The 22,119-nt window shown below is 63.5% G+C and carries 18 protein-coding genes; 8 read left to right on the top strand and 10 right to left on the bottom strand.

Annotation, left to right across the window (positions count from 1 at the left end; genetic code table 11):
* Positions 1-126: 126 nt before the first annotated feature.
* The 3 genes from SO140_RS01345 to SO140_RS01335 all read left to right on the top strand — a co-directional run bounded on the left by SO140_RS01345 (position 127) and on the right by SO140_RS01335 (position 3,609).
* A complete protein-coding gene (locus SO140_RS01345) occupies positions 127-606 on the top strand; it encodes an Lrp/AsnC family transcriptional regulator (protein ID WP_254096171.1) in 480 nt (159 codons plus the stop codon).
* 65 nt (positions 607-671) lie between these two features.
* Positions 672-3,029 carry an Orn/Lys/Arg family decarboxylase gene (locus tag SO140_RS01340; protein WP_449378309.1) on the top strand — a complete coding sequence of 786 codons (2,358 nt, stop codon included), beginning with the start codon at positions 672-674 and terminating at the stop codon, positions 3,027-3,029.
* 1 nt (position 3,030) lies between these two features.
* Positions 3,031-3,609 carry a GNAT family N-acetyltransferase gene (locus SO140_RS01335; RefSeq protein WP_498542194.1) on the top strand — a complete coding sequence of 193 codons (579 nt, stop codon included), beginning with the start codon at positions 3,031-3,033 and terminating at the stop codon, positions 3,607-3,609.
* A gap of 18 nt (positions 3,610-3,627) precedes the next feature.
* On the opposite strand, the gene SO140_RS01330 is transcribed toward SO140_RS01335, so the two are convergent.
* On the bottom strand, positions 3,628-3,840 hold the full coding sequence (locus SO140_RS01330) for a hypothetical protein (RefSeq protein WP_458146380.1): 213 nt from the start codon (positions 3,838-3,840) through the stop codon (positions 3,628-3,630).
* Between the two features lie 126 nt (positions 3,841-3,966).
* Positions 3,967-5,016, bottom strand: a complete 1,050-nt coding sequence (locus SO140_RS01325; RefSeq protein ID WP_449378307.1) for a hydroxyacid dehydrogenase — start codon at positions 5,014-5,016, stop codon at positions 3,967-3,969.
* Positions 5,017-5,273: 257 nt separating this feature from the next.
* Here SO140_RS01325 and SO140_RS01320 point away from each other — a divergent pair, with 257 nt between their 5' ends.
* Entirely contained in the window at positions 5,274-5,834 is a 561-nt protein-coding gene (locus SO140_RS01320) for a thiamine pyrophosphate-binding protein (protein ID WP_449378306.1), read from the top strand.
* A gap of 8 nt (positions 5,835-5,842) precedes the next feature.
* Positions 5,843-6,445 carry a thiamine pyrophosphate-dependent enzyme gene (locus SO140_RS01315; RefSeq protein ID WP_449378305.1) on the top strand — a complete coding sequence of 201 codons (603 nt, stop codon included), beginning with the start codon at positions 5,843-5,845 and terminating at the stop codon, positions 6,443-6,445.
* 57 nt (positions 6,446-6,502) lie between these two features.
* On the opposite strand, the gene SO140_RS01310 is transcribed toward SO140_RS01315, so the two are convergent.
* The 7 genes from SO140_RS01310 to SO140_RS01280 all read right to left on the bottom strand — a co-directional run bounded on the left by SO140_RS01310 (position 6,503) and on the right by SO140_RS01280 (position 15,926).
* Positions 6,503-6,889 (bottom strand): DUF1236 domain-containing protein, encoded by a 387-nt coding sequence (locus SO140_RS01310; RefSeq protein WP_449378304.1) that lies wholly within the window; start codon positions 6,887-6,889, stop codon positions 6,503-6,505.
* Positions 6,890-7,007: 118 nt separating this feature from the next.
* A complete protein-coding gene (locus SO140_RS01305) occupies positions 7,008-7,895 on the bottom strand; it encodes a 2-hydroxy-3-oxopropionate reductase (protein WP_449378303.1) in 888 nt (295 codons plus the stop codon).
* Positions 7,896-8,113: 218 nt separating this feature from the next.
* The gene (hyi, locus tag SO140_RS01300) at positions 8,114-8,899 is read right to left on the bottom strand and encodes a hydroxypyruvate isomerase (RefSeq protein ID WP_449378302.1); all 786 of its coding nucleotides are present in this window, start codon (positions 8,897-8,899) and stop codon (positions 8,114-8,116) included.
* A gap of 13 nt (positions 8,900-8,912) precedes the next feature.
* Complete coding sequence (gene gcl / locus SO140_RS01295) at positions 8,913-10,703, bottom strand: glyoxylate carboligase (RefSeq protein ID WP_449378301.1); 1,791 nt, start codon at positions 10,701-10,703, stop codon at positions 8,913-8,915.
* Between the two features lie 152 nt (positions 10,704-10,855).
* Positions 10,856-12,658 carry an adenine deaminase gene (locus SO140_RS01290; protein ID WP_449378300.1) on the bottom strand — a complete coding sequence of 601 codons (1,803 nt, stop codon included), beginning with the start codon at positions 12,656-12,658 and terminating at the stop codon, positions 10,856-10,858.
* A gap of 119 nt (positions 12,659-12,777) precedes the next feature.
* Positions 12,778-13,629, bottom strand: a complete 852-nt coding sequence (locus tag SO140_RS01285; RefSeq protein WP_449378299.1) for an IclR family transcriptional regulator — start codon at positions 13,627-13,629, stop codon at positions 12,778-12,780.
* A 167-nt stretch (positions 13,630-13,796) separates the two neighbouring features.
* Positions 13,797-15,926: an acetate--CoA ligase family protein gene (locus SO140_RS01280; RefSeq protein ID WP_449378298.1), complete on the bottom strand. Its 2,130-nt coding sequence runs from the start codon at positions 15,924-15,926 to the stop codon at positions 13,797-13,799.
* 340 nt (positions 15,927-16,266) lie between these two features.
* On the opposite strand from SO140_RS01280, the gene SO140_RS01275 reads away from it, so the two are divergent.
* The 3 genes from SO140_RS01275 to frc all read left to right on the top strand — a co-directional run bounded on the left by SO140_RS01275 (position 16,267) and on the right by frc (position 20,202).
* Complete coding sequence (locus SO140_RS01275) at positions 16,267-16,962, top strand: GntR family transcriptional regulator (protein WP_051389613.1); 696 nt, start codon at positions 16,267-16,269, stop codon at positions 16,960-16,962.
* Positions 16,963-17,036: 74 nt separating this feature from the next.
* Entirely contained in the window at positions 17,037-18,770 is a 1,734-nt protein-coding gene (oxc, locus tag SO140_RS01270; protein WP_449378297.1) for an oxalyl-CoA decarboxylase, read from the top strand.
* 154 nt (positions 18,771-18,924) lie between these two features.
* Positions 18,925-20,202, top strand: coding sequence for a formyl-CoA transferase (frc, locus tag SO140_RS01265; RefSeq protein WP_449378296.1), 1,278 nt, complete (start codon positions 18,925-18,927; stop codon positions 20,200-20,202).
* Between the two features lie 354 nt (positions 20,203-20,556).
* Here frc and SO140_RS01260 read toward each other — a convergent pair whose 3' ends face one another.
* Positions 20,557-21,921: a metallophosphoesterase family protein gene (locus SO140_RS01260; protein ID WP_498542193.1), complete on the bottom strand. Its 1,365-nt coding sequence runs from the start codon at positions 21,919-21,921 to the stop codon at positions 20,557-20,559.
* Positions 21,922-22,119: the final 198 nt, after the last annotated feature.

Raw genomic sequence — 22,119 nt, 5'->3', positions numbered from 1 at the left:
ACGTCTTGATTCTCCACCTCATGTTAGCGGCCGTGCCGGTTTGGTTTCGTGCAAATATCAGCTAGTTTCGGCATCTGGACGCCGGTTTCCGGCGTCGATCGCCCCTTCCACGCTGGAAACGAAACCTTGGCCCTCGACCGAAAAGATCTCGCCATCCTGGCGGAACTCACTACCAATGCGCGAGCCAGTCACACCGAGCTCGCCAACAAGGTTGGCCTCTCGAGCACTGCGCTGGCGCGACGGCAGAAGGCGCTGGAGGATGACGGCTATATCCACGGCTACCAGGCCGCGCTCGATCTCGGGCAATTCGGCCTCACCACGACGGTGTTGGTACGGATCGCGCTGGAGAGCCAGAGCGAGGAGGCGCTGAAGGCCTTCGAGGCCGAGGTGGTGAAATGCCCCTCCGTCGTGCGCTGCTTCCTGATGTCGGGCACCGACGACTACATCCTGATCGTGCTCGCGCGCGACATCCAGGATTTCGAGCGCATTCACCGCACCGAGCTGTCGCGCCTGCCTCGCGTCGCCCGGGTGCAATCGAGCTTCGCACTGCGCGAAGTCGTCAACCGGGCCGTGCCGACGGTTGTGTTCGGCGAGATGAAGCGCTGAGCGCTGTCATCGAACTGTCATCGAATGTGCCGAGAGCTGTTGGCTTCGCATCTTCGGGACCCACCATGGACTATTTCAAGCGCTTCAACTTCCTGTTTGCCGCCCCAGTGTTCGATGCCGACGACCTCGAGGGCATCCGTTTCAACCAGATCATTGAGGAGATCCAGCGCTCCGGCTTCGAGGTCGTGAGGGCCCGCAAGCTGGAGGACGCCGAGATCGCGGTACAGACAGACGCTGCCATCGGCTGCATGGTGGTCGACTGGGGCAAGAAGGGGCTGGAGGGTAAGACCGCTGCCCTGATCAACCTGATGCGGCGGCGCGGCCTCGACTTCCCGATCATCCTCCTGATCCGTCGGAAGCGGTTCGAGGATCTGCCGGTCGAGGTACTCGACTTCATCGACGGCTACGTTTTCCTTTCCGAGGAGACGCCGCCCTTCATCGCAAAAAACCTGATCAGCCGGCTCAAGCAATATGCCGAGACGCTGAAGACGCCGTTCTTCGGAGCGCTGGTCGACTACGCCGAGGAAGGCAATCAGCTCTGGACCTGCCCCGGCCACAATGGCGGCATGTTCTACAGCCGCAGTCCGATCGGCCGCGTCTTCGTCGAGCATCTCGGCGAGTCCGTATTCCGCGACGACCTCGACAATTCCGTGCTCGATCTCGGCGATCTCCTTACCCACGAAGGACCGGCGCTGAGAGCGCAGAAGGAAGCAGCCCAGATCTTCGGCGCGGAAAAGACCTATTTCGTGCTTAACGGCACCTCGACCTCCAACAAGGTTGCGCTCGGCGCGCTCGTCACCGACGGCGATCTCGTGCTGTTCGACCGCAACAATCACAAGGCCGCGCATCACGGCGCACTGATGATCAATGGCGGCATACCGGTCTACGTGCCGACCATTCGCAATGCATGGGGCCTGATCGGACCGATGCGCTGGGAGGCGCTCGACGAGAAGGCGCTGCGCGAGGCGATCCGCAACCATCCGCTGGTCACGGATCGCGACGCCTGGCGCAAGGAGCGTCCGTTCCGCGTCGCGGTCGTCGAGCAGTGCACCTATGACGGCACCATCCACAGCGCCGAGATGATTTTGAAGCGCATCGGCCACCTCTGCGACTACATCCTGTTCGACGAGGCCTGGGCCGGCTTCATGAAATTCCACCCACTTTATGCCGGACGCTTCGCCATGGGCTTGTCGGAGCTGACACCGGACGCACCCGGAATCATCGCGACGCAGTCCACCCACAAGCAGCTCGCGAGCTTCTCGCAGGCGTCGCAGATCCACATCAGGGACCGCCATATCCGGGGCCAGAAGCGGCGCGTCGAGCACCGCCGCTTCAACGAGAGCTTTATGCAGCACGCATCGACCTCGCCATTCTATCCGCTGTTCGCTTCCCTCGACGTCGGCGCGCAGATGATGAAGGGCCGCTCGGGCGAAGTGCTGTGGGACGACACGATCCGCCTCGGCATCGAGCTGCGCAAGAAGATCCGCGCCATGCGCCGCGAGTTCGAGGAGAAGGAACAGAACGCCGAGCGGCGCTGGTTCTTCGAGCCGTTCGTTCCCGACCGCGTCGCCATTGCCGACGTGAGCCGGCCTGGTGCGGCGCACAACGTCGCATGGGAGACGCTGTCGACCGACGAGCTTGCAACCAATCCCGCGCTTTGGCAGCTCGGCGCCGACAGCGCCTGGCATGGTTTCCCCGGCATGACCGAGGGCTTTGCCATGACCGATCCGAACAAGCTGACGCTGCTGACGCCGGGCTTCGACCGTGCCACCGGCACCTATGCCGAGCATGGAATCCCCGCCCCCGTCGTCGCCCAGTACTTGCGTGAGAACCGCATCGTTGCCGAGAAGAACGACCTCAACTCGCTGCTCTTCCTGCTGACGCCGGGCGTCGAGGCGAGCAAGGCCGGCACGCTGATCTCGGGGCTGGTCGCGTTCAAGAAGCTGCACGACGACAATGCGCTGCTGGCGGACGCCATCCCCGAATTCTACCAGCGCCGGCAGGCGCGCTATGCCGGCGTGCGACTGCGCGATCTCTGCGCGGACATGCACCGGTTCTTCCGCAAGGCCGAGGTCAGCGCGCTCCAGGCGCGTCAATTCCTGCCTGAGCACCTTCCGGAGATCGCGCTGTCGCCGCGTGAAGCCGCACGCTGCCTGATCCGCAACGACGTCGACTATCTGCCGATCGAGGCCATCGCTGGCCGGGTCGCCACTACGCCTTTCGTGGTCTATCCGCCCGGCATCGCCACCATCGTGCCTGGCGAGCGGCTCACGGAACGCGCGAAACCCATGATCGATTATCTCAAGATGTTCGAGACCTGCTTCAACACGTTTCCGGGCTTCGACGTCGAGATCCAGGGCGTCTACAAGGAGGTCGACGCCGCCGGCCGGATCGGGCTCTATACTTACGTGGTGGCCGAGTAGCATGAACGAAACCAGCGCAATGTGCGCGGACGATGAGCCGGTCCTGGTCCGGCCCTCGCGCGACAGCGACGTCGAGGCGATGCTGGCGATCTATCGCCATCATGTCCGCCGCGGCGTGGCGAAGGACGTCGAGGGCACCGGCGCGCCCGAGACCGACGATCTACGCGACCGGCGCAAGAACCTGAGGCAGACGCGTCTCCCCCACCTCGTCGCGACCTGGCGCGGCGAAGTGATCGGCTATGCCTATGCCGTGCTGTTTCGCAAGCGGCCGGCCTATCGCTACACCGCCAAGCACTCGATCTATGTGCATCACGACCATCTCGGCCGCGGTGTCGGACGGCTATTGCTCCAGGACTTGATTGACGCCTGCGCCGCGGCGGGCTTCCGCCAGATGATCGGCTATATCGACGCCGACAATGCGCCTTCGCTGGCGCTGCACGAAAAATTCGGCTTTGCCCAGGTCGGGTTGTTGTGCGGGGTCGCCTACCGCTACGGCCGCTGGTCCGATACCGTCATGGTGCAGCGATCGCTTGGCGCAGGCGCGACCGCGGCGCCGCCTGCGTCGATTCTCAGCCGCTGAATGCGCCGGACCTCCGCCTCAAGACGGAAAATCGGCAGCCTTCACATGGATGCGATCCGCATGCAGGGACCAGTGATGCAACGCCTGGTCCTTGCAGAATCTCAGCTTGGCCTGCTCGGTCGCCTCGCTTTCACAGGAAGCGTCGATTTCCAGGGTTCCCTGGCAGACCTCACTCTGCCGGCCGTACTCACCGAGCACGTCCTTCATGAACCTGACGACATAGCGTGACATGGGACCTCCTGCTACCCCGGCAGCACTCTAATCCCATTTTGCATTTTCATGGGAAGGAGATTTTGAGGGGGATCAAACTGAGTGCCGGTCCGCCACATGCCGTCTCGATCCGTCAGTCGCCCCGCCCTATCCAGGTGTAATCCCAAATGTCTCGCGGAAGCGCTCGGCGTAATGCGACCAGACCTCGGGGTTGATGATGCGCGGCGGCCGCTTGCCGTCGAGCGCATCCAGGACCTGCTCGGCGGCGATGCGTCCCATGTTCTGGCGGGCCTCCAGGGTCACGCCTGCTGTGTGTGGGCTCGCCAACACGTTGTCGAACTGAAGGAGCGGATGCTCGGGCGGCGGCGGCTCCTTGGACCAGACGTCCAGACCTGCACCGGCGATGCGCTTGTCGCGCAGGGCCTGGAGCAGCGCGTCCTCATCGTGGACGAAACCGCGCGCGGTGGTGACGAAATAGGCGTGCGGCTGCATCAGCGAAAATTCGCGCACGCCGATCATGCCGCGGCTTTCCTTGGTGAGTGGACAGGAGATCGAGACGAAGTCGGACCGGCGCAGCAGCTCGTCGAGATCGACCTTCTCGCCGCCCCGCGCGGCCATCACGTCTGCCGAAAGATAGGGATCGTAAGCCAGGATCTTCATGCCCAGAAGCGTGTTGCAGAGCGCGGCGATGCGGCGGCCGACGTTGCCGAGCCCGACGATGCCGACGGTCTTGCCCCCAACCTCGTTGCCGATGAGATCGTTGCGGTTGACGTCGCGCTCGCGCCGCAGACGGCGGTCCGACTGGATGATGCGCTTCGACAGCGTGAGCATCATCGCGAGCGCGTGCTCGGCGACCGAATGGGCGTTGCCTCCGGATTGGTTGACGACGAGCACGCCGGCCGCCGTGCAGGCCTCGACGTCGACGGGATCGAAGCCGGCGCCGTTGGAGGAAACGATCAGGAGGTTCGGCGCGCGCTTCAACAGCCTGGCCTCGGCATGGAAATGCGGCGCGAGCTCGTCGCGCGCAGCGCCGATCTGATAAACGTGCGCGGCCTCCAGGATCGGCGCGTAGAATTCTTCGGGACTTTCATTCTCGATGCGATCGATCCGGACGTCGCTCCGCGCCTTCAGGACGTCGACGTAGATCGGATGTGCGAGATACTTGACGTAGAAGACGCGCTTGGTGTTGACGGGCATCGAAATGTTTCCGGCTCCTCACAAGGAGGCATCGCAGGAGTGGCGCGAACTGCGCCCCTTCCATGCTCCTCCCGTTGCTCTTGTTGTCGTTGCTTATGACACGGCAACGCCGGCCATGGCAGCGCAGCGAGCGCAGACCACCGTGCCGGTCCGGGCATGTTGACAATCCCGCCCACCGCGTCAAGTTCGGCACCAAGGCGCCTACGAAGCAGCACCGCTGCATAGAGCAAAGAAGATGTGGCGGAAGGGAGGACGAGATGACGATCGCGGAGCAGCAGCCCCCGCCCCAGATGTCACCGACCGAACGAAGCTGGCACGACATCGTGCTGCAAACCCTGAAGCGGAACGAGGTCAGCCTGGTGCCTTATGTGCCCGATCGGGTGCTGACGCCGCTGATCAAGGCCCTGCACGCCGATCCCTTCTTCATGACCTTTGCTACCGCGCGCGAGGAGGAAGCCGTCGGCATCGTCTCGGGCGCCTGGATGGGCGGACGGCGGGGCGCCGTGCTGATGCAGACCTCGGGCTTTGCGACGCTCGCGAACGTGCTGGCCTCGCTCGCCGTGCCCTATCAAATCCCGCTGATCATGTTCGTGTCCGAGCGCGGCACGCTCGGCGAGTTCAACTATGGCCAGGCGCTGGTCTGCCGCACCATGCGGCCGGTGCTGGACTCGCTAGCGCTCGAGCATCACACCATCACCCGGCTCGACGAGCTCGAATTCATCGCCGACCGCTCGATCAAGCAGGCGGTCACCACACAGGCGCCGGTGGCGCTGATCCTCAACCCGCTGCTCACCGGCGGCAAGGTTTTTGACAAGTGAGGTCAGTCATGAACGCGACCGCCCGCAACACCAAGGTGATGAACCGCTTCGACCTCACCTCGCGCCTGCTCGCGAAACTCAGGAATGAGGAGGCCGTGATCGGCGGCATCGGCAACACCAATTTCGACCTCTGGGCCGCCGGCCACCGCCCGCAAAACTTCTACATGCTCGGCAGCATGGGCCTCGCCTTCCCGATCGCGCTCGGGGTGGCGCTGGCGCAGCCCGAACGCCGCGTGGTTGGGCTCGAAGGCGATGGCTCGCTGCTGATGCAGCTCGGCGCGCTGACGACGATCGCAACTCTCAAGCCGAAAAACCTCACCATGATCGTGATGGACAACGGTATCTACCAGATCACCGGTTCGCAGCGGACGCCGGCCGCTGACGTGGCCGACGTTGTGGCAATCGCGACCGGTTCGGGTCTTGCCAACAGCGCCTGGGCCGCGGACGAGGAGGATTTCGAGCGGCTGGTCGAGGGGTCGTTGACGGCCGCGGAACCAAGCCTCATTGCGGTGCGGATCGACGACAAGCCGGGAGTCGGGACCACGCGCCGCGACCCCGTGCAGATCCGCGAGCGCTTCATGCACGGCCTCGGCGTGCGGCAGCCGCTTTAAACGCGTAAAGGCCCCGCGGAGAGCTGCCCGCGGGGCCTCGCCTTCCATTTGCGACGATCACTCGAGAATCCTGATGACCTTGCGGGTCCGCGGCTCGACGATGACACGGCGGTCGTTGATGACCGCATAGTCATATTCCCTGTAGTTCGGCACCGGGCGCAACACCACGGTCGGCGGCAGCGGCTCACCGACCACCACGCGTTCATGCACCACGACGGAAGGCTCGGAGCGCGGCACCGCACCAATCACCGCATTCGGAATTTCGAGACCGGCGCCAACGGCCGCGCCGACGGTGCCGCCCACCATCGCGCCGACCGGACCACCAATCTCGCCGCCGGCCCGCGCGCCGTTCGCAGCGCCCTCGGCGGTGGTCGACTGCGCGAAGGCTGCGCTCGACGCCAGCAGCGAAGCGGCAGCCAACGAAATCACAAGACTTGTCTTCATGTCCTCTCTCCAGATTGTTCGTCCGTGCGCGGTCAACCGCGGGACCCCGGGGATAGTTCCGGGTTCCCAAGTGACCGCGACGAGCCTCAATCCGAAAGAGTGTTACTGCGTAACAGTTTCACGCCGCGGCGATCTCGTGCCCCGCCATCAACTCGAGCGCACGCACCATCCCCGAATGATCCCATGCCTTGCCGCCATGCGCGGTGCAGGCCGAGAACAATTGCTGCGCCACTGCCGTGCTCGGCAGCGAAAGCCCGAGTGCGCGCGCCCCCTCGAGTGCGAGGTTGAGATCCTTCTGGTGCAACTCGATACGGAAGCCCGGATCGAAATTGCGCTTCACCATGCGCTCGCCATGGACCTCGAGAATCCGCGACGAGGCGAAGCCGCCCATCAACGCCTGCCGCACCAGCGCGGGATCCGCGCCGGCCTTCGAGGCGAACAGCAGGGCCTCGCTCACCGCCTCGATCGTCAACGCGACGATGATCTGGTTCGCGACCTTCGTGGTCTGGCCGTCGCCATTGGCGCCGACGCGGGTGACGTTTTTGCCCATCTTGTCGAAGACGGCCTTCATGGTGTTGAAAGCGCGCTCCGGACCGCCGATCATGATGGTGAGGCTCGCCGCCTTGGCGCCGACCTCGCCGCCCGACACCGGCGCGTCGAGATAATCGGCGCCGAGAGCCTCGATCTTCTTCGCGAACTCCTTGGTTGCCAATGGCGAGATCGAGCTCATGTCGACGACAATCTTGCCCTTGGAGATGCCGCTCGCGACACCGTCCTTGCCGAACAGCACGGCCTCCACATGCGGCGTATCCGGCACCATGATGATGACGGCATCCGCCTCTTCTGCGACCTCCTTCGCCGATTTGCAGGCGACGCCGCCGGCCGCGATCAGCGTGGGCGCAATCGGTGCGATGTCGTGCAGAAAGAGGCGATGGCCCGCCGCCAGGAGATGGCCGGCCATCGGCCGCCCCATGGTGCCAAGTCCGATGAAGCCGATATCGATCATGTCAGTCGTTTCCTTTCAATTTTGGGCGTCCGATCCACGGGCGGCGGCCTCACCTCTCCTGCTTACGGGAGAGGTTGGCACGCAGTGCCGGGTGAGGGTTCTCTTGCGTTTGGGATTACTGCAGCACGCATCAATGAACCCCGTCGTGGAGACACCCTCACCCCAGCCCTCTCCCGCAAGCAGGAGAGGGAGCGCACCGTGACCGTGCTTCGATATCCTCACGTCTCGAACGTTTGTGCCGCGTGCCAGGACATGCCTTCCAGCGTCGTGGTGCGCGGCTTGTATTCGCAGCCGATCCAACCGCGATAGCCGATCGCGTCGAGATGGCGGAACAGGAAGGGATAGTTGATCTCGCCCGTGCCCGGCTCGTGGCGGCCGGGATTGTCGGCAAGCTGGATATGCGAGATGCGGTCGAGATATTTCTGCATGGTCCGGGCGAGATCGCCCTCCATGATCTGCATGTGATAGATATCGTACTGGATGAACAAGTTGCTGGAGCGCACATCGGAGATGAGCTGCACCGCCTGCTCGGTGCGGTTGAGGAAGAAGCCGGGAATGTCGAAGGTGTTGATCGGTTCGATCAGCAGCTCGATGTTTTCACGCGCCAGCGCCGCGGCAGCGAAACGCAGGTTTCCGACCAGCGTCTCGTTCAACTCGCGTGGATCGGCATCATCAGGCGCGATGCCGACGAGACAATTGAGCCGGTCGCAGTCAAGCGCTTTGGCATAATCGATGGCGCGGAACACGCCGTCGCGGAATTCGGCGACGCGATCAGGCAGGATCGCAATGCCGCGCTCGCCGCCCGCCCAGTTACCGGCCGGGAGATTATGGAGCACCTGCGTGAGCCCGTGACTGTCGAGCTGTTCGCGCAACAGCGCCTTGTCGAAATCATACGGGAACAGATATTCGACCCCGCTGAATCCGGCCGACTTCGCCGCGGCAAAGCGGTCGACAAACGGCATCTCGTTGAAGAGCATGGTGAGATTGGCGGCGAATTTTGGCACGAGGCTGTCCTCCCTACTCTGCCGGCTGCAGCACGCCCGGGCGCGTGCTCCCGACCTCGTCGAGCGGCAGGTCAAGCACCTCCTCGAACTCGACAATGTTGTCGATCTCGGTGCCCATCGCGACGTTGGTGACGCGCTCGAGGATGAACTCGACCACCACCGGGACGCGGTGCTTGGACATCAACTCGCGCGCGGTCGCGAAGGCGGCCTGCGCGTCCCTGGGGTCGGTGACGCGGATCGCCTTGCAGCCAAGGCCTTCGGCGACCGCAACGTGGTCGACGCCGTAAACGCCGAGCTCGGGAGCATTGATATTCTCGAAGGAAAGCTGGACGTGATAGTCCATGTCGAAGCCGCGTTGCGCCTGACGGATGAGGCCGAGATAGGAATTGTTCACGACGACGTGGATGTAGGGCAGATTGAATTGCGCCCCGACCGCGAGCTCCTCGATCAGGAACTGGAAGTCGTAATCGCCCGAGAGCGCAACGATGTCGCGATCCGGACACGCAGCGCGCACCCCGAGGGCTGCGGGCAGCGTCCAGCCGAGGGGGCCGGCCTGCCCGGCATTGATCCAGTTGCGTGGCTTATAAACGCCCAAAAACTGCGCGCCGGCGATCTGCGACAGGCCGATGACGGTGACATAGCAGGTGTCGCGGCCAAAAGCCTTGGTCATCTCCTCGTAGACGCGCTGCGGCTTGATCGGCACGTTGTCGAAATGGCTTCTGCGCAGCATCGAACGCTTGCGATCGCGGCAGGCCGCGGGCCACGCCTGGCGCTCGCGCAACCTGCCTGTCCGGCGCCACTCCCTGGCGACGGTGACGAACAACTCCAGCGCGACCTTCGCGTCGGAGACGATGCCGAGATCGGGATTGAAGACGCGCCCGATCTGAGTCGGCTCGATGTCGACATGCACGAATTTGCGGCCCTTGGTGTAGGTCTCGATCGAGCCGGTATGCCGGTTGGCCCAGCGATTGCCGATGCCAAGCACGAAATCGGATTCGAGCATGGTGGCATTTCCGTAGCGATGGCTGGTCTGCAAGCCGACCATGCCGGCCATCAGCACGTGATCGTCAGGGATCGCGCCCCACCCCATGAGCGTCGGGACAACAGGCACGTTCACGGTCTCGGCGAACTCGACGAGCAGGTCGGAAGCATCGGCGTTGATGATACCGCCACCCGCGACGATCAGCGGCCGTTCGGCGGCGTTGAGCATCTCCAGCGCCTTCTCGACCTGCTTGCGCGTCGCGGTCGGCCGGTAGACCGGTAACGGCTCGTAGGTCTCATCGTCGAACTCGATCTCGGCGAGCTGCACATCGAGCGGCATGTCGATCAGGACCGGGCCGGGACGCCCCGAGCGCATCACGTGAAAGGCCTGGCTGAACACGCGCGGCACCAGCGCCGGCTCGCGCACGGTGACCGCCCATTTCGTCACCGGCTTTGCGATGGATTCGATATCGACCGCCTGAAAGTCCTCCTTGTAGAGCCGAGCCCGTGGCGCCTGTCCGGTGATGCAGAGGATCGGAATGGAATCGGCGATCGCCGAATAGAGCCCTGTGATCATGTCGGTGCCGGCCGGCCCTGATGTACCGATGCAGACGCCGATATTGCCGGCCTTCGCCCGCGTGTAGCCTTCCGCCATGTGGGAAGCGCCCTCGACATGGCGCGCCAGGATGTGGCGAATCGAGCCTCTCTTCTTCAACGCCGAGTAAAGCGGATTGATCGCGGCCCCGGGAACGCCGAAGGCGGTCGAGATGCCTTCCTTCTCCAGAATTCGCACGGCTGCATCGACGGCTCGCATCTTCGCCATATCGGACCTCGCTCGGTTGCCTCACTTCGAGCGTGATCATCGATTGCGCACGGGCCGCGCTCAACGAGATCGATTTTATTTTCCACGATGTGGCAGCCGCAGAAAAATCGCGGCGGTCTCAATCGGTTACATCAAGCGACGCATGAAAGCGGCTACTCGAACAAGGGCGCGAGCTCCATCTGCGGCACCAGCACGAGGCCCTTGTCGGTGATGCGAATTTCCGGAATGACCGATAGCGGAATCAAATTGAAGCCCATATAGGGGATGGTGCAGCCAGCTTGCGCCCATTCCGCCTTCAGGACCCGCACCTCCTCGGCCACCTCAGTGATACGCTTGTCCGAGAGCAGTCCTGCGATCGGCAGCGGAACCAGCGCCCTCACCTTGCCATCAGCGACGACGCAGACGCCGCCTTGTTGCTGCTTGATGGCCGATATCGCCAGTTGCATGTCAGCTTCGTTGGTTCCGGCGACGATGATGTTGTGGCTGTCGTGCCCGACGCTGGAGGCCACCGCGCCGCGCTTGAGGCCAAAATCCTTGAGGAGGCCGTAGGCGACGTTGCCAGCCGATTTGCCATGGCGCTCGACTACCGTCACGAAGCACAGGCCATGGCGCGCAAACAGGGTCGGCCAATCCTTCGCCGGTTCGATTCTGACCTTCTCGTGGATGAGCATGATGCCGGGAAGTGCGGTCTTGATCGCGTTGACGGTGCAAGCCTTCGCCGGAAGCTCCGGCACCAGCGTGAGCTGTTCCGGCAGCTTCACGGTCGCATAGGCCGACTTCGGATATTGATAGCGCTGCGACAGCGCCTGATCGAGAAGCTCTGTGATCTTGCCCTTCTCGACCACCAACTCGCCGCCATACCAGGTGCATTGCGGCTTCAGATTGTCGTCCATTAGCACGAGATCGGCGCGTCGACCGCCACCGAGCCCGCCGATTTCACCCTCCATGTTGAAGCGTGTCGCGCCATGCAGCGAGCCCATCGACCAGGCCTGCTCCGGCGACATCCCGGCCTTCACGGCTTCGCGCACCACCCAGTCCAGGCCAAACAGGAAGAGATCGTCGGCGTCGCGGTCATCGGTGCATACCGCGGTCCGCTTGTGGGAGGCCCCGAGCTCGGTGATGGTGCGGATCGCCTGCGGCAGCGAGTGCCACGGCGTGGTCGGCGGCCCGCCGCGGAGGAAGACCCAGACGCCGGCATCAAGGAGATCGTCGGCAATGTCGCGATCAATTGCTTCGTGGGTGTCAGTGACGCCGGATGCTGCATAGGCCGCGACGAATTCGCGGCCATAGACATGACCGGACACGGGACGCCCGCGCTTGAGCGCGGCGGCCAGGATCGCGTGGCTGCGCTCGTCGCCCATAGTCACCGGCACGAAATCCATCTTCTCGCCGAGCGCCACCGCTTCCGGCCAGCGGTCGAACAGGCCAGCGATCTTGTCCGGTGTGAGGTCTCCTCCAGCGGTTTCCAACTCGGCCGACGTCGCCGGTACGGTCGAAGGCACCGTCAAAAAGATCGACAGCGGCGCCTCGCGCGCGTCCTGAAGCATCGCCTCGACGCCGGCGACGTCCATGACGTTGCCGATCTCATGGCTGTCACAGAAGATCGTGGTGGTGCCGTTGAGCAGCGCCGCTTCCGCATAGGCGCAGGCCGTCACCATCGAGGATTCGATGTGGATATGCGGATCGACCAGCCCCGGAGCAATGATGCCACCGGCGGCGTCATAGAGCCTCACACTGCTCCAGACCTTCCTAGCCGCACCGGCCGGTTTCACCGCCGCGATCCGGCCGCCGGTGATCCAGACCTCGCGGTCCGGGTGGACGCGCTCCGAATAGGTCGACAGCACCCGCGCGCCCGTGACGACGAGATCAGGCACGACGCGAGAGGAGGCAACGTCGGCAAGGCGCCGCGTCATCTCATGCAGCGGTGCGACGGCAAAGCGGGTCAGTCGGGTCATCGGGACTCTCGCAAGGCGTGAATGACCCGGCGATGGTTGCGCCCTCAGCCACGAGGGGCAAGCTCAAATTAAACGGCACGCCTGCTTACGCATTGGGCACATCGAAAGTAGCCCGACCTTCAGTCCCCATCCTCGGCCCGAGGCACGACCCCGCCCATCGCTGCGGTAAGTTCCGCGGCCACCTCGCGCACCATGCGACCAATCTCGGGCAAGCGGGTGTCGGTCACGCGGCTGGTCATGCCCGAGACCGAGATCGCCGCGAGCGGCTCGGTCAGCGCGTTGTAGACCACGGCCGCTACGCAGCGCAGGCCGATCTCCGCCTCCTCGTCGTCGACCGCATATCCCTGCTTGCGAATCGTCGCGAGCTCCCTGAACAGGTCACTCGGCCGGACGATCGACTTCTCCGTGAGCCTCGGCATGCCGTGGTGCCGGATGACTGCGCCGACGTCCTCGTCCGAATAGGTCGCGAGCACCGCCTTGCCGACACCGGATGTCACCATCGCGACGCGGCCGCCGACCTTGGTCAGCGAGCGCATGATCTCGCGGCTCTCCATGCGAGTCAGCACGATGATGAACTCGTCGTCGACCACGGCGAGGTTGGCAGTCTCGCGGGTGAGATCGCGCAGCTTCCGAAGGTAGGGAATGGCCTGCGCCGTGAAGTTGCGCCGCCGCGCGAAGCTGGCGCCGACGGTAAAACTGCGCACGCCGACGTGCCATTTGGACTCGACGCGGTCGAACTGCACGAAGCGACGGCTTTCGAGCGTTGCGAGCAGCCGGTGCACGGTCGAGGCCGACAATCCGGTGCGGACGGCGAGATCACTCAGGCGATAGCCTTCGTCGTCCTCGGCCAACGTCTCGATGATCGACAGCGCGCGGTCGACGGACTGCACGCCGCCGTCGCGCGCGTCGTGGTCGCCCTCCGATGGTGATCGAGGCTCGAGCGATTTGCGCCGGATGACGTTCTTGCTCATCGCGACCTGCCGCTTTTGCGTTGGTCATTCCGGGATGGTGCGCCGAAACTGCGCGAAGCCCGGGCCTGGCGCACCAGACCCGGAATCTCGAGATCTCGGGTTCGACGCTCCGGGCCGCGCTTGCGCGGTTCCGTTACATCGCCCCGGGATGACAAGGGAGAGACCGCTCAGAGCAGCCCTGCCCCGCGCGCCCACTTGTACTTGGCGCCCAAAACCTCAACCGGCAGCTCAGTCGAATAGGCGTAGGCCGGGATGCCGTGCTGATAGAGATATTCGGCGGCTTCCTCGACCTCGACGTCGCCGGCAAGCGAGGCAACCATCGGCTTCACGAAGCCTTTGGCCTCCATCTCCTTCTTCACCTCGACCATGTTGCGTGCGAACACCATCGGCGGGGTGACGATCGTGTGCCAGTAGCCGAGGATCAGCGCGTGGATGCGATCGTCCGAGAGGCCGAGCTTCACCGTGTTGACGTAGGTGATCGGCGGCTCGCCGCCGGTGATATCCACAGGATTTCCGGCCGCGCCAAACGGCGGGATGAACTTGCGGAAGGCCGCATCGAGATCCGGCGGCATCGACATCAGCGACAAGCCGTTGTCGACGCAGGAGTCCGACAGCAGCACGCCCGAGCCGCCGGCGCCGGTGATGATCAGCACGTTCTCGCCCTTCGGCGTCGGCAGCACCGGCACGCCACGGGCGAACTCAAGCAGCTGCCGCAGCGAACGCGCGCGGATCACACCGGACTGCTTGAAGACGTCCTCATAGATCCTGTCGTTACCGGCAAGCGCGCCGGTGTGCGAGGACGCCGCCTTGGCCCCAGCCGAGGTGCGGCCGGCCTTGAGCACGACGACCGGTTTCTTCTTGGAGACGCGTTTTGCGGCTTCCGCAAAGGCACGGCCATCCTTGAGGTCTTCGCAGTGCTGCGCGATCAAATTGGTGTTCGGATCCTGCTCGAAGAAGGCGAGCAGATCGTCCTCGTCGATGTCGGACTTGTTGCCGAGGCCGACGATCGCGGAGACGCCCATCTTGGCCGAGCGCGAGAAGCCGATGATGGCCATGCCGATTCCGCCCGACTGCGACGACAGCGCCGCGTGGCCCTTCACGTCATAGGCCGTGCAGAATGTCGCGCAGAGATTGGCAGGCGTATAGTAGAAGCCGTAGATGTTCGGCCCCATCAGACGGATGTCGTACTTCTTGCCGACCTCGACGATCTCGGCCTGGAGCTCCGGCGCGCCAGCCTCCGCGAAGCCCGACGGAATCAGCACGGCGCCCGGAATCTTCTTCTCGCCGCATTCGGTCAGCGCGCCGGCGACGAATTTTGCGGGGATCGCGAACACCGCGACGTCGATCACGCCCGGCACGTCCTTGACGCTCTTATAAGCCTTGTAGCCGAGGATCTCGGGGGCCTTGGGATGGATCGGAATGATCTCGCCCTTGTAGCCGCCGTTGACGAGGTTCTTCATCACGGAGTTGCCGATCTTGCCGTCTTCGGCCGAGGCGCCGATCACGGCAACCGCCTTCGGCTGCATGATGCGGTTCATGGCCGCGACGATCTCTTCGGTCGGGCGCGGCTTCGGCTTTGGCTTGTAGGCGAAGTCGACGACGATGCGCACGTCGGCGGCGATCGCATCCTTTGGGGTCGCGAACACCGGGTTGAGGTCGAGCTCGATGATCTCCGGGAAGTCCGTGACGAGCTGCGAGACCTTGACGATGACGTCGGCAAGCGCCGTGCGGTTCACCGGCTCGCCACCGCGAACGCCCTTCAGAATCTCATGCGCCTGGATTCCGTCGAGCATCGACAGCGCATCCTCCCTGGTTGCGGGCGCGAGGCGGAAGGTGATGTCCTTCAACACTTCGACGAGCACGCCGCCGAGGCCGAAGGCGACCAGCTTGCCGAAGGAACCGTCGGTGATCGAGCCGACGATCACCTCGGTCCCGCCAGCCAGCATCTGCTGCACCTGGATGCCCTCGATCTTGGCGTCAGCCTTGTATTTCTTGGCATTGGAGAGAATGGTCTCGTAGGCCTTCTCGGCATCCTGCGCCGTCTTGAGGCCGACGATGACGCCACCGGCTTCAGTCTTGTGGAGAATGTCGGGCGAGACGATCTTCATCACGACCGGGAAGCCCATGGAGGAAGCCATCTTGCCGGCCTCACCGGCCGACTTCGCGACCCCCTCCTTCGGCACCGGAATGCCGTAGGCATCGCAGACGAGCTTGCCTTCGGGGGCCGTCAGGCTGGTGCGGTTGTCCGCCTTGACCTGGTCAAGCACCCTGCGGACGGCATCTTTGGAATTCGACATGTGGTTTCTCCCTTGACCTCAGATCTTGCTTTGCAAGGCGCGCACATTGCGGCTGCCCGTGATGCTTGCCATTCGCCGCGCCTTGTTCCATGCCGCGGAACGGAGGGGCAGAAAGCCCGAGTTTATTCCGCCGGTTTGGATCAAAAATGGCTGGCGATGGCATTTGGTATGCCAGAAGCCAACTTGTCAAGGCGGGGGATGGGTCCGAACGCCGCAAAAAATAGGCAGCTTGACATTCTGGCATGTGGTATGCCAAAAACATTTCGGTAAATATTCCTGTAAAAGACGACTCCCCCTGAGGAGGAGAATCGTCGTGAAGCAAATCAAGGCATCGCCCAACATGGCCGAGGCAGATCTCGCAATCGTCCGTATTGCCCCGGAGAGCAGCTTCAAGAACAAGGCGTATGACGCCTTGAAGGAAGCGATCCTCAAGATGGACATCTATTCGACGCCCGAGCCGGTGATGCTGGACGAGCGCGCGCTGTCCGAACGCCTTGGCGTGAGCCGCACGCCGATCCGCGAAGCGATCGCGATGCTCGAGCAGGACGGTTTTGTGAAGACCGTGCCGCGCCGGGGTATCATGGTGGTGCGTAGGACCAAGAGCGAGATCGTCGACATGATCCGCGCCTGGGCGGCGCTGGAGAGCATGGCGGCGCGCCTGATCACCACCACCGCGCGCAAGAAGGACATTTCGGCGCTGCGCGACTACTTCAAGGATTTCGGCAAGGATCGCCTACCCGAGGATCACATCGAGGAATATTCGCGCGCCAACATCGCCTTCCACCAGGCGCTGATCTCGCTGTCGGAATCGCCGATCCTGGTCGACCTCACCAACGACCTTCTGCTGCACGTGCGCGGCTACCGGCAACTGACGATCGGACGGAAGGACCGTACCGCGACCTCGCTGCCCGAGCATCTCGGCATCATCGAAGCGCTGGAAGCGCGCGACACCGAGCTCGCCGAGAAGCGCGCTCGCGATCACACCCTTGGCCTTGCGGCTTACGTCGAAGCGCATGGCCAGGAACTATTCACGTAGCTGTTGAGCCAGCAACTTCACCAGAAGGGCGAACAATTCGCCCCAACGACCTTGAGACCAGGGAGACAAGGCCCATGCTGAATACCGCGACCAAGTCCGAAGCACCGGGCACCGAGCAGGAATTGACGGATGGCTTTCATCTCGTCATCGACGCGCTCAAGCTGAACGGCATCAACACCATCTATAATGTGCCGGGCATCCCGATCACGGATTTGGGCCGCATGGCACAGGCCGCGGGCATCCGCGTGATCTCCTTCCGTCACGAGCAGAACGCCGGTTACGCGGCGGGAATCGCAGGTTTCCTCACCAAGAAGCCCGGCGTCTGTCTCACCGTCTCCGCGCCCGGCTTCCTCAATGGCCTCACTGCGCTGGCTCACGCCACCACCAATTGCTATCCGATGATCCTGATCTCGGGCTCTTCCGAGCGCGAGATCGTCGACCTCCAGCAGGGCGACTATGAGGAGATGGATCAGCTTGCGGTCGCAAAGCCGCTGTGCAAGGCGGCCTATCGCGTGCTGCACGCCCAGGACATCGGCATTGGTCTGGCTCGCGCCATCCGCGCCGCGGTCTCCGGCCGTCCCGGCGGCGTCTATCTCGACCTGCCGGCCAAGCTGTTCGGCCAGGTCATGAACGCCGATGCCGGCCAGAAGTCGCTGGTCAAGGTGATCGATGCTTCGCCCGCACAGATCCCCTCGCCTGCGTCGGTCAAGCGCGCGCTCGATGTTCTAAAGAGCGCGAAACGTCCCCTCATCATCCTCGGCAAGGGCGCTGCCTACGCGCAGGCCGACGAGGAGATCAAGAGCTTCGTCGAGAAGAGCGGCGTCCCCTTCCTGCCGATGAGCATGGCCAAGGGCCTCCTCCCCGACACCCATCCGCAGTGCGCTGGAGCCGCCCGCTCGACGGTGCTGAAAGAGTCCGACGTCGTCCTGCTGATCGGCGCGCGGCTCAATTGGCTGCTCTCGCACGGCAAGGGCAAGAGCTGGGGCGAAGCGCCCAAGAAATTCATCCAGGTCGACATCGAGCCGAAGGAGATGGACTCCAACGTCGAGATCGTCGCGCCGGTCGTCGGCGACATCGGCTCCGTCGTCTCCGCCTTCAACCAGGCGATGGCTGCGGGCTGGACCGTGCCGCCGTCCGAATGGACCAAGGCTGTTTCGACCAAGCGTGAAGAGAACGTCGCCAAGATGGCGCCGAAGCTCATGAACAACAAGTCGCCGATGGACTATCACGGCGCGCTCGGCGTGCTGAAGAACGTCATCAAGGAGCATCCGGACGCGATCCTCGTCAACGAGGGCGCCAACACGCTCGACCTCGCCCGCGGCGTCATCGACATGTACAAGCCGCGCAAGCGTCTCGACGTCGGCACCTGGGGGGTGATGGGGATCGGCATGGGCCAGGCGATTGCTGCCGCGCTCGAGACCGGCAACCCCGTGCTCGCGGTGGAAGGCGACAGCGCCTTCGGCTTCTCCGGCATGGAGGTCGAGACCATCTGCCGCTACAATTTGCCGATCTGCGTCGTCATCTTCAACAATGACGGCATCTATCGCGGCACCGACGTCAACAACGCCAACGCAGATCCCGCGACCACCGTGTTCGTCAAGGGCGCACGCTACGACAAGATGATGGAAGCCTTTGGCGGCGTCGGCGTGAACGCGACCTCGCCGGATGAGCTGAAGCGCGCAGTCAACGAGGCCATCAGCTCGGGCAAGCCGACGCTGATCAACGCGGTGATCGATCCGGCGGCAGGCTCGGAGAGCGGCCGCATCGGCAATCTCAATCCGCAGAGCGTCTTGCAGAAGAAGAAGTGAGCACCGACCGGGTCATTCCCCGCGCAGGCGGGGAACCCAGTAATCGCCGGACCATCCCTGATGGCGAACGCTGAGCCCGACTGAATTGACGGCGAATACTGGATGCCCGCCTTCGCGGGCATGACGGCAACAAATAGTAAAAGGAGCAGACACGATGACCAAGGCGCTCACGGGCGTTCGCATTCTCGATTTCACCCACGTCCAGTCGGGGCCGACCTGCACGCAGTTGCTGGCATGGTTCGGCGCCGACGTGATCAAGGTGGAGCGTCCGGGTGTCGGTGACATCACCCGCGGCCAGCTCCAGGACATCCCGAACGTGGACAGCCTGTATTTCACCATGCTGAACCACAACAAGCGCTCGATCACGCTCGACACCAAGAACCCCAAGGGCAAGGAGGTTCTCACCGAACTGATCAGGAAGTGCGACGTGCTGGTCGAGAACTTCGGCCCCGGCGTGCTCGACCGCATGGGCTTCCCCTGGGAGAAGATTCAGGCGATCAACCCGAAGATGATCGTCGCCTCGATCAAGGGCTTTGGTCCCGGGCCGTACGAGGACTGCAAGGTCTATGAGAACGTCGCGCAGTGCACCGGCGGCGCCGCCTCGACCACGGGCTTCCGCGACGGCCTGCCGCTCGTCACCGGCGCGCAGATCGGCGATAGCGGCACCGGCCTGCATCTCGCGCTCGGCATCGTCACCGCGCTCTATCAGCGCACGCATTCGGGCAAGGGCCAGCGCGTCACGGCCGCGATGCAGGACGGCGTGCTCAACCTCGCGCGCGTCAAGCTGCGCGACCAGCAGCGCCTCGCCCACGGTCCGCTCAAGGAGTACAGCCAGTTCGGCGAAGGCATTCCGTTCGGCGATGCCGTGCCGCGCGCCGGCAACGATTCCGGCGGCGGCCAGCCCGGCCGCATCCTGAAGTGCAAGGGCTGGGAGACCGATCCCAACGCCTACATCTACTTCATCACCCAGGCCCCGGTCTGGGAGAAGATCTGCGACGTGATCGGCGAGCCGACCTGGAAGACCGATCCGAACTACGCAAAGCCCGCAGCCCGCCTGCCGCGGCTCAACGAGATCTTCGCCCGCATCGAGCAGTGGACGATGACGAAGACGAAGTTCGAGGCGATGGAGATCCTCAACAAGGACGACATCCCCTGCGGCCCGATCCTGTCGATGAAGGAGATCGCCGAAGACCAGTCGCTGCGCGCGACCGGCACCGTGGTCGAAGTCGACCATCCGACGCGGGGCAAGTACATCTCGGTCGGCAACCCGATCAAGCTGTCGGACTCACCGAGCGACGTGCAGCGCTCGCCGCTGCTCGGCGAGCACACCGACGAGATCCTGCGCAGCGTGCTCGGCTTCTCGGATCACCAGGTCGCCGACATCCACAAGTCCGGCGCGCTCGATCCGCCGCAGAAGCAGGCCGCGGAGTAAGCGGAAGCGCTTGGACGAGAAACGAAAGGGCCGTCTGTTGAGGCGGCCCTTTTTTGTGTACCCGATTTCCCGCTTCGGGGCTTCCATCAAAATCTGAAAAACAACCCCATGCAAAGTAGCCGAGGATCGCCCGCACACGGCCTGCTGATTTTACGAAATCGCTTGACGCGTCGGGCAAATCAGTGGCAAAAGTTCACCATCGCAGAGTTTCCCCCGCCTGATGTCCGCAAACGTCACGACATCCGCACAAGGCGGACGCACCTTAGTGCGATTTGCACCACGTGCCCGGCCGCTGCTTGGCGCCACGCCCCTGCAAAAAGATCTGAATTTCATGTCGGCTCGGTTCGGCGCAGCTCATGAAGTCTCTGTCGGCACGATTTGGAGATTCAACGCTGTACCTCTAAACGGGCGGTCTTCACTGCCGCTCTGTCCCTGACCGATGGCCCAACGCTGAGGCCAAGAAAGCTGCTCTAATCCTCGCGCGGTCGCAGAGTCGAAGGACGACCAATACGGCGTGGTGTGGTGGCGGTACAGCAAGCCGCCAGGGCCCATATCCGGATAGATGAGGACGTGGATATCGAAACTTTCACCTCCTGCAAGATCAGGTCCAAACCAATAGGACGGACTGCGCCCCGGATCACGACCGACGATGGCTGTCAGGGTTTGCTTCGGCCCCCGAAGTCCCAACCAGAACGGCGCGATTGAGCTTGGCGCGAAAGCCGTGAAGATTGTCTGCGCCGATGCAACGTCGATCGTGGCGCTCTGCCCTGCCAGTCGCAGCTCAATCCTGGATCCGCTCGGCACACGTCCACTGAACATCGCTTCCACTTCTCCGAGCGGCAGTTGCCTCCACAGGGCGGGATCTGGATTGGGCAGCGGCCATTCCATCCTCTCCCTTACGGCGCCGCCGGTATCGAGCACCTGATAACGCAGGCCCTGCTCGTCAAGCGCGGCCTGGACGCAGTGCAGATATTCAACGCCTTCCGGCATTCTGTGAGCCGTTCCGGCGCCTGCGGTGCAGATTTGCAGGACGCCGCTGTGCGCCTGCACGTCGAAAGCAAGGATGTGGCTGCACAGGTAGGCAAGGACGTTTTCGTTCACAAGAACGTCCCAGAACGGACGAGCGTATTCGTGGCCGATCTCGCGCTGATAGGCGCCGGCAAAGCCATTGACGGGAAACACCGGATGATGACCAAGAACGAGCTTATGTCGGGCATCGCCATGAGCTCTCAGCGTTGCTTCGAGCCAGTCGATCTCGACATGGCCCTCACCTCCGAGCCCGCTCCAGAGCGTGTTGACGAATACCATCAAAAGCTCGCCGCGCCGTACGAAATAGGAGAGACCAGCTTGCCCTGGCGGTCCGTTATTCGGCAAATTAAGAAAGCTGCGGAACACCGCCTCGCTCATCAGGTCGTAGGTCGTATGATTTCCGGTTGTGTGCCAGATGGGGATAGCCGCACGGTCGAGCCACGCCATTTCCGTGTCGAACCAATGTCGCCACTGCGCGCGCAGAACGTCCGCATCCGGCGTTAGGCCGATGATCTCATCGCCTGGAAAGAGAATGAATTCGGGCTGCGGCTGCAGACGTTGAACAGCTGCGTTGACCGAGGCGAAGGTCTCTTCGTGCAATGCACCTGGGGCGCCCGAACAGGAGTCGCCATACAAGACAAACTGGTGCCCTTTGCCGCGCGGAAGAATCGCGGGAATGAAACTATTCACGGAATTGGTGACCCTCCAGTGCGGTGATTGGCTCGGAGCATGGCGACTTCCATTGAGGGCAGCAACGGCTCATTTCGAGAAATGTAGCGGCGGGTTTGGTTAGCCGATGTCCGCCTTGCCCGGCGGGTTCAACTCATCGCCGCAACACATTCTGCGAACTTCTCAGCTGGGGTTTGAAAGAGCAAGGTCTTTCGTGGC

Source organism: Bradyrhizobium sp. UFLA05-108, from assembly GCF_059803455.1.
This window is presented reverse-complemented; position numbering and strand designations above follow the sequence as displayed.

What these genes read in the sequence shown, in the direction of transcription:
- SO140_RS01275 (WP_051389613.1), top strand. Translation starts at nt 16,267, where the DNA reads ATGGCCGAGGCAGATCTCGCAATCGTCCGTATTGCCCCGGAGAGCAGC.
- oxc (WP_449378297.1), top strand. Translation starts at nt 17,037, where the DNA reads ATGCTGAATACCGCGACCAAGTCCGAAGCACCGGGCACCGAGCAGGAA.
- SO140_RS01330 (WP_458146380.1), bottom strand. Translation starts at nt 3,840, where the DNA reads ATGTCACGCTATGTCGTCAGGTTCATGAAGGACGTGCTCGGTGAGTAC.
- SO140_RS01310 (WP_449378304.1), bottom strand. Translation starts at nt 6,889, where the DNA reads ATGAAGACAAGTCTTGTGATTTCGTTGGCTGCCGCTTCGCTGCTGGCG.
- SO140_RS01320 (WP_449378306.1), top strand. Translation starts at nt 5,274, where the DNA reads ATGACGATCGCGGAGCAGCAGCCCCCGCCCCAGATGTCACCGACCGAA.
- SO140_RS01340 (WP_449378309.1), top strand. Translation starts at nt 672, where the DNA reads ATGGACTATTTCAAGCGCTTCAACTTCCTGTTTGCCGCCCCAGTGTTC.
- SO140_RS01305 (WP_449378303.1), bottom strand. Translation starts at nt 7,895, where the DNA reads ATGATCGATATCGGCTTCATCGGACTTGGCACCATGGGGCGGCCGATG.
- gcl (WP_449378301.1), bottom strand. Translation starts at nt 10,703, where the DNA reads ATGGCGAAGATGCGAGCCGTCGATGCAGCCGTGCGAATTCTGGAGAAG.
- SO140_RS01285 (WP_449378299.1), bottom strand. Translation starts at nt 13,629, where the DNA reads ATGAGCAAGAACGTCATCCGGCGCAAATCGCTCGAGCCTCGATCACCA.
- SO140_RS01290 (WP_449378300.1), bottom strand. Translation starts at nt 12,658, where the DNA reads ATGACCCGACTGACCCGCTTTGCCGTCGCACCGCTGCATGAGATGACG.
- SO140_RS01335 (WP_498542194.1), top strand. Translation starts at nt 3,031, where the DNA reads ATGAACGAAACCAGCGCAATGTGCGCGGACGATGAGCCGGTCCTGGTC.
- SO140_RS01280 (WP_449378298.1), bottom strand. Translation starts at nt 15,926, where the DNA reads ATGTCGAATTCCAAAGATGCCGTCCGCAGGGTGCTTGACCAGGTCAAG.
- SO140_RS01325 (WP_449378307.1), bottom strand. Translation starts at nt 5,016, where the DNA reads ATGCCCGTCAACACCAAGCGCGTCTTCTACGTCAAGTATCTCGCACAT.
- SO140_RS01315 (WP_449378305.1), top strand. Translation starts at nt 5,843, where the DNA reads ATGAACGCGACCGCCCGCAACACCAAGGTGATGAACCGCTTCGACCTC.
- frc (WP_449378296.1), top strand. Translation starts at nt 18,925, where the DNA reads ATGACCAAGGCGCTCACGGGCGTTCGCATTCTCGATTTCACCCACGTC.